6 protein-coding genes are annotated in these 6,649 nt (G+C 39.6%); 1 reads left to right on the forward strand and 5 read right to left on the reverse strand.

What is annotated here, in order from left to right:
* Positions 1-139: 139 nt before the first annotated feature.
* Together FJR38_RS06875 and FJR38_RS06880 are read right to left on the reverse strand one after the other, a co-directional pair.
* Positions 140-1,309 carry a hypothetical protein gene (locus FJR38_RS06875; RefSeq protein ID WP_168536107.1) on the reverse strand — a complete coding sequence of 390 codons (1,170 nt, stop codon included), beginning with the start codon at positions 1,307-1,309 and terminating at the stop codon, positions 140-142.
* A gap of 202 nt (positions 1,310-1,511) precedes the next feature.
* A complete protein-coding gene (locus tag FJR38_RS06880) occupies positions 1,512-2,069 on the reverse strand; it encodes a shikimate kinase (RefSeq protein ID WP_168496795.1) in 558 nt (185 codons plus the stop codon).
* Between the two features lie 627 nt (positions 2,070-2,696).
* Between FJR38_RS06880 and FJR38_RS06885 the strand changes: the two genes are divergently transcribed.
* Entirely contained in the window at positions 2,697-2,924 is a 228-nt protein-coding gene (locus tag FJR38_RS06885) for a hypothetical protein (RefSeq protein WP_168496842.1), read from the forward strand.
* A 23-nt stretch (positions 2,925-2,947) separates the two neighbouring features.
* Here the strand turns inward: FJR38_RS06885 and FJR38_RS06890 are convergent, their stop codons facing one another.
* From FJR38_RS06890 to FJR38_RS06900, 3 genes are all read right to left on the reverse strand, one after another.
* A complete protein-coding gene (locus FJR38_RS06890; RefSeq protein WP_168536109.1) occupies positions 2,948-3,589 on the reverse strand; it encodes a LapA family protein in 642 nt (213 codons plus the stop codon).
* A gap of 173 nt (positions 3,590-3,762) precedes the next feature.
* Entirely contained in the window at positions 3,763-4,383 is a 621-nt protein-coding gene (locus tag FJR38_RS06895; RefSeq protein WP_168536111.1) for a flavin prenyltransferase UbiX, read from the reverse strand.
* A gap of 103 nt (positions 4,384-4,486) precedes the next feature.
* A partial coding sequence (locus FJR38_RS06900; protein WP_254449373.1) for a ribonuclease R family protein occupies positions 4,487-6,649 on the reverse strand: 2,163 nt, incomplete at its 5' end.

A 6,649-nucleotide genomic window follows, 5' to 3' on the forward strand; every position in this document is an offset into this window, starting at 1 on the left:
TTGATCAGTTGGTAGCATGGGGGATTACTTCTATTTCTGTCGAACCGGAAGCTGTGGAAAGGACTTATCAAGCGATCGCTCGTGCCGAACAACGATTAATTTTAGCATCAGCACGGCGACAACTTAGTGATTCAAAAAATTAATATCGCAGAATAGCCGCTACCTGAGCTTCATTCGGCATTGCTGCTGATTCTAGGGTATACACTTTACCCCCATTTAATATTGTGTGAATCACGGATAAATCTAACATATCTTCATCATCTGGTTCTGGATCTGGATGCAATTCAACTGTGGCACTTTGTGAATCAAATTTACCCCATATATGTTGTTCTAAAGGCACAAACAAGGTATCAACTCTCTGATAATATGCAGCGGGAATAATTGCCTTAATATCATGGGCAATTTTCCCACTTTCTTCTCCAGCTAATTGCTGATAAACAGCTATTGATTCTTGATATTCTTCTTGAAATAAAGGGGCAACAATTTCCCACGCTGCCTGATTTAATTCTTCTGTTTTCAGAGTTTCTGCATTGCCAGTAATTCCTGTTTCTAGTAAATATGGATAAGTATTAGCCTCTCGATAAATAGGTAATAAATATTCTACTCCTGCTAATACTAAAGGTGCTTTTTCATTTCGTAATTTCTCATGTAATGCACCATCAACAAGGTAGCAAAATTGTAAAATATCTACTTGATGTTGATCTCGATCAGGACTTCCTTGCCCATGAAATGAACCAGGTTGTTGAAAAGCATTAGCAGTTCCTCCTTTAGATATAGCAATTCGGTGCTGTACCCCCTTTTGAATATTCTCTTCTAAGAGAGCCTCTTCTAAATTCTGGGGCATATTTTCTACTTCAATTTCATTGAGTTGATAGCGCGTTCCTTCAAAAAATTTCACATTTTTTTGACTCAAAGCTAAGAGGTAGAATTTTCCGTCATTATTAATCAAATCTAGCAAAGGTTTGATGTGAAAATTATTGCCAACAACCACTAATTCTGGACATTCAATTGGTAAACAATAATAACGAAATAGATTTGGGGAAATAAAAATTACTAATCCCTGATTTTGATTTTCCCAGAAATCAGTGTTGTCTAATTCCATCGCTAGTTGCAGCAAATTTACCGTGTCAGTAGAGCGTAATCCGATTGTATTTAAACGTTCCTCTGCTTCCCGAAGTAAATTTTTAAACCGAATTGGATTTTGTCGTACCTCTGCTCCTGCTATTTGCATCGGTATATAGAGAGATACGCATGGATACTGAGGATTTTGAACTAAACTTTTGAGTTCATCAAGAGAAAATATAGTCATAGATTTTATCCACGTTGAGGATAATTACAGAATCTAGATTCAATTCAACTCTTGATATGGCAACTCTGCATCTTTCTTTTGACAAGAAATTACCCACTTTATCTTCCTTTCTATAGATAGAAAAATAAAGGGGTATAGGAATAGATACGAAAAATTTTCGGTAATCAAAAAAAAGCGGAATTTGTAATTTTAAAACTCTGAATTATTGAGTTTTCAGCACCGTGGGAATTGTTTCTAGGATACGTGCAGCAATTTGGGCTGGTGTTTCGGTGCTGTTAATAGTAATGCGTAAATCAGCTTGGGAGTATAATGGTTGACGTTGTTCCAAGAGCGATCGCAATTTAGCTTCGGAAATGGTTACACTACTCAAGCTATCAGGATCTTGTAAAAGTGGTCTTGTATTATCTTCTGCTAACCTGGACAATAGTATTGGTATTGGTACATCTAACCAAACTATCAAACCATGATGGAGATAACTCCAATTATGCTGCTGCATCACAATACCCCCACCCGTGGCTACAATCAATTTAGTATAAGCACAAACTTGAGCTAAGACATTACTCTCCAATTGACGAAACTCCGCTTCACCATTTTCAGCAAATATTTCGTTAATAGACTTACCTGCGGCTTTGACTATAATTTCATCTGTATCTACAAATCTATAACCAATTTCCTCTGCTAGTAACTTTCCTACTGTTGTCTTACCAACTCCCATCATCCCAATTAAGTAGAGGTTAACTCCTCTTAATAAATTACTCACTCGTATTTTTCTCCTTGAGAATTATAAATTATTATGACTTTTTTTGATTAATTTTAGCAATTATGATAACGATACGTACCTGAGCAAAATGAATCCAACTTTTTGGAACAAACAAAAATCTCTGTATTACTGATCTGTTCCCTCTCCCAAATATACATAAGTAGGTGAACAGAAAAAATTAAAGGTATGTGAAGAAAAGTAAAATCGCTCAAAACTCTCTTACTGTTCCCTGTTCCCTTGCCCCAACGACAATTTTTAACGCCCACCTACTTATTATGTCTTTGATTAAACAATCCCCATTCATGAAAAAGCCGGGAGTATGAAGTTAATATAAACTTTATATAAAGTTCTTGAAACTTTTAAAAAGTATAATCCGTCAATGATAGAACTAGCCAGTTTTTGAATAAGAGATAATTCTAGTCACTTAGTATCAAAAAATATTCTATTAGCGGACATGATAGATACAGATAAAATTCTCAAAATATTCCAAGCTACTATCTACTCACTATTACACAACCCCATGCTTCAAATCTCGATTTGTGTAACCCATCTATCTTCAGTATAAGTAATTACGTTCACTTTAAATAAACACTAATCAACTAATATGGTATGAATGAGGTTTCAGCTATGACTCGGATTCGAGATATTGTGAAAATAGCTTTAAGAACTGGCTATTTAACGATAGAAGCGGAAAATCAACTCAGACAATTATTAACTAACCAGTATGAATTAGAGGATTTTAATGCTTTTATGGCATTACAGAGTGCTGCTATGAGTGGTGAAGTCAAGCAGGAATCACGGTTACAGAAACACTTGGTAAGCCTAAAACTCAGTAATTTGAGAGCGGAGATATAAGTAGAGCTTGCTAATAGCGAAAATTAGCGTTTTTGAGGCTGATTTTCGTCATCATCCTCAAATTCATCATCTTCAAAAAAATCCCAATCATCATCATCTGTTGCTTGATTTTGGCTTGATTCTTGGTAAGGAGGAATAATTACCCGATAATCAGCATCATAAATAGATTCAGTTTTACCCACAGCAGTATTTTTCGGTTCTTGGGAAGAATAGGAATAAACAGAATTAGAGCGGGAATTTTTTGGAGAACTTTGTTGACTTTCAGAAGTTTTTGGTAATGGTTGCGAATTTTCTCCAAAATCCCAATTATCTGCATCTCCATTTGTATCCCAATCATCAAATTCATCATCAGTTGGAGTAACTGGTGGTGGGGGACTGCTGGGGCGCGGCGTATCTTTTTTGACTCTAGGTGAATTAGGAATTGATTTGGGAATAGGTTGTTGTGCTTGTAGACTTAAATAAATAGCAAATCTGAATAAACTAGTAATTATTAAAAATGTGGCCACACCAGCAGCTATGCTCAATAAAATCCACAGTGCTAATGGTAATGTTTGAGTCCGCATTCCCAAAAACACCAGGGGGAGTGAGGGTGAGAAGTTCTGGGTAACTAATAATATTAGTCCCACCACTACTGTAACTAATATAATTAAACGAATTACAGCCATAAACAGTTGAGAATGCTTCTTTTAGAAGAGCTACGCTAACAAAATTCAAAAGTGAAACAGTAGTTGAGAACGCGGTAGGGAAAAACTGCGGAAACTACTAAGTAGTCGGATAAAATTAACAATTAAAGACTTAGTTCTTTAATTTTAAATTTTTAATTGTTAATTTTTAATTTTCAGAGATGACCTTGCCATCGCTGAATAGGTATACAGTCAATATCGAGTTGATCTAGAGCGCGAGCAACAACAAAATCAACTAAATCCTCAATAGTTTGAGGATTATGATACCAGGCAGGAATAGCTGGGACAATTCTCACTCCAGTTTCTGCTAAAGTCGTTAAGTTACGCAGGTGAATTAAGCTAAAAGGGGTTTCTCTGGGAACAATTACCAATTTGCGTCCTTCTTTAATTTGCACGTCTGCTGCTCTTTCTAGTAAGTCGGAACTCAGTCCCCCTGAGAGTTTTGCGACTGTACTCATACTACAAGGCATGATAATCATCCCTAGAGTACGGAAAGAACCGCTGGCAATATTAGCACCAACGTCACTCCAAGGATGGCAACGGAGTTTTCCCAATAAGGGAACGTCTGCTTGTTCTCGCCAAAATTGTTCTTGTTTATCTGGTTCTCCTGGCATTCGGATTTCCTGTTCGGCTTGCCAAACCGTGTAAGTTGATTTAGAGGCTACCAATTCAATTTGATATTCTGCTGCCAAGAGAAATTTAAGAGCGCGAACGGCGTAAATCAGTCCAGATGCACCTGTTACGCCGAGAATTAAAGGTTTTGTGTTATTGGTCATTGGTTAGTGGTCAGTGGTCAGTGGTCATTGGTGATTGGTAAAATTTTTATCTAACAACGAACAACTGACAACGGACAACAGACAAGGAACAACGAACAACTGACTATTCCTGATCATAGGGTTCTATGTCAAAAGATTCGGTTTCTCCATGCAAGCTATCGGTTTTATTCGGTGGATAAATGTCTCCTGGCTCACCATTAGCAGGATTTGCACCCATGCCTTTGGGTAAACCATCACTACCAACGGTAACTAGATCAATTTGTTGCCGATAATAATCTACACTCTTAACTTGTACAGAACAACTATCGCCTAGTCGGTAGGAAGCACGATTTTTCCGACCAAATAAAGCCTGTTGTCTAGCCCGATATTCATACCAGTCGTCTTTGAGGGAACTGACGTGGACCAGTCCTTCTACCCGTAAGGTATTGGCTAGATTGCCTTCTGTGGGCGATTCGACGGGAACTTCAATTTCGACAAAAAAGCCGTAGGATTGAACACCAGTAATTACGCCTGGGAATACTTCGCCAATGCGTTGTTTCATCAGGGAGGCTTTTTGTAGTCCGGCTAAATCAGCTTCAGCTTCTTGGACTTCTTTTTCGCGATCGTTAATCTGCACAATTACTCTAGTTAAGTCACTTTGGAGTTCTTGTTGGAGTTCTGGGGGAAGAACGTTCCAATTGATTTCTTCGTGACAGGAGGAATGACGCAGGTTAATTCGTTCTTTAACACGGGTATTCCGGCGATCGCGTCCGTATTCCAAGAGGTTATGATACACCCGTTGTAGGAGGATATCTGGATAACGCCGTAAGGGGGCGGTGACGTGGACATATTGGGACAAAGCCAGTCCGAAGTGAGAACCCTTGGTGGTGCTATATACAGAAGGTTTGAGAGTGTCCTGTAACAAGTATGTGAGAACTTGTTCCGATGGTGAGTCGGCGAAAGCCCCAGTTAAGTGTTGATAATCTAGGGGTTGGATCTCTAATTCTGGATCAAGTCCTAATTCCACACCTAAATTAACTGCCAGTTTGAGCATTTCCTGAACATCTTCGGGATCAGGTGTACCTTGGACTCGCCATACGCTGGGAACGCCAAGGGCGCTGAGGTGATCAGCCATGAGTTGATTAACTAAGATTACCAACTCGGTGATGAGCGATCGCCCAGGTAAGTCATTAACTACTACAGATCCAAAAGCCCCTTCGTCATAGTAGGGATTTTGGGTAGGGGGGAGATTCAACTGTAAGCTGCCACGATGAAGGCGTACCCGTTTTATCGCCATTGCCAAAGTCTGCAAATCTTGTAATTTTTCTTGGACTTCGGGGGCTACTTTGTCGGTTTCACCGGCGAGGATGGCTTCTGTTTCTACTTGACTAACAGCTATATCAACGTTAATGATACTGGGTTGAATTTCCCATTCCACTACTTCTCCCGATTGGGGGTTAATGGTGATGACAAAAGAGAGAGTCAAGCGATCGCTTTCCGGGATTAAAGAACAACGTTCTGTTACTACTGCTGGCAACATTGGCAGTAATAATTCTCCCAGATATACGGACTTACCCCGTTTGAGTGCTTCTCTATCTAGGGCTTCATCTGGTTGGATATAGTGGGAAACATCCGTAATGTGAAATAGTAATCGCCAATGATCAACGGTGGTTTTTTCCACACTGAAGGCATTTTCTACCACGGACTCATCACTGTTGACGCTCTTGATCGTGAAGGTAAAAACATCACGCAAATCTAGCCGATTTTTCAGGTCTGCCTTCAGGAGTCTCTTGGGTAACTTGGCCGCTGCATCGAGGATATGATCGGGGAAAGTTCGGGATAAGTCATGTTTACAAGTTACCAAATCTATATCGGCTGCGGCTTCGGCATCACTACCCAGGATTTGTACAACTCTACCCAAGGGGGGATATTGTGCCAGGGGATAACGGAGGATTTCTACATGGGCTAAGTGGTCAATCGCTTCTTCCAACTTCATGCTGTTGAGTTGTAGTTTTAGTTCAAACAGCAATCTGTCATCTAAAGGAACAGCCCGAAAACCGCCATCTACCTGCTTAATTCTAGCTAGTAAGGTGTGATTGGATCGCTCCATAATCAACTTTACTTCACCTTCAGGCGATCGCCTGCGACTACCTTCCTTGAGGACTCTGACTAACACGCGATCGCCATTCCAGGCATTACTCAAATGACTTTCGCGGATGTAAATATCCTCTGAGCCTTCGCTATCTTGAATCGCAAAACAAAAGCCCTTACTGGAACAACGCAGTTT

It is taken from the genome of Anabaena sp. UHCC 0253, assembly GCF_009712085.1.
Classification (GTDB): domain Bacteria; phylum Cyanobacteriota; class Cyanobacteriia; order Cyanobacteriales; family Nostocaceae; genus Dolichospermum.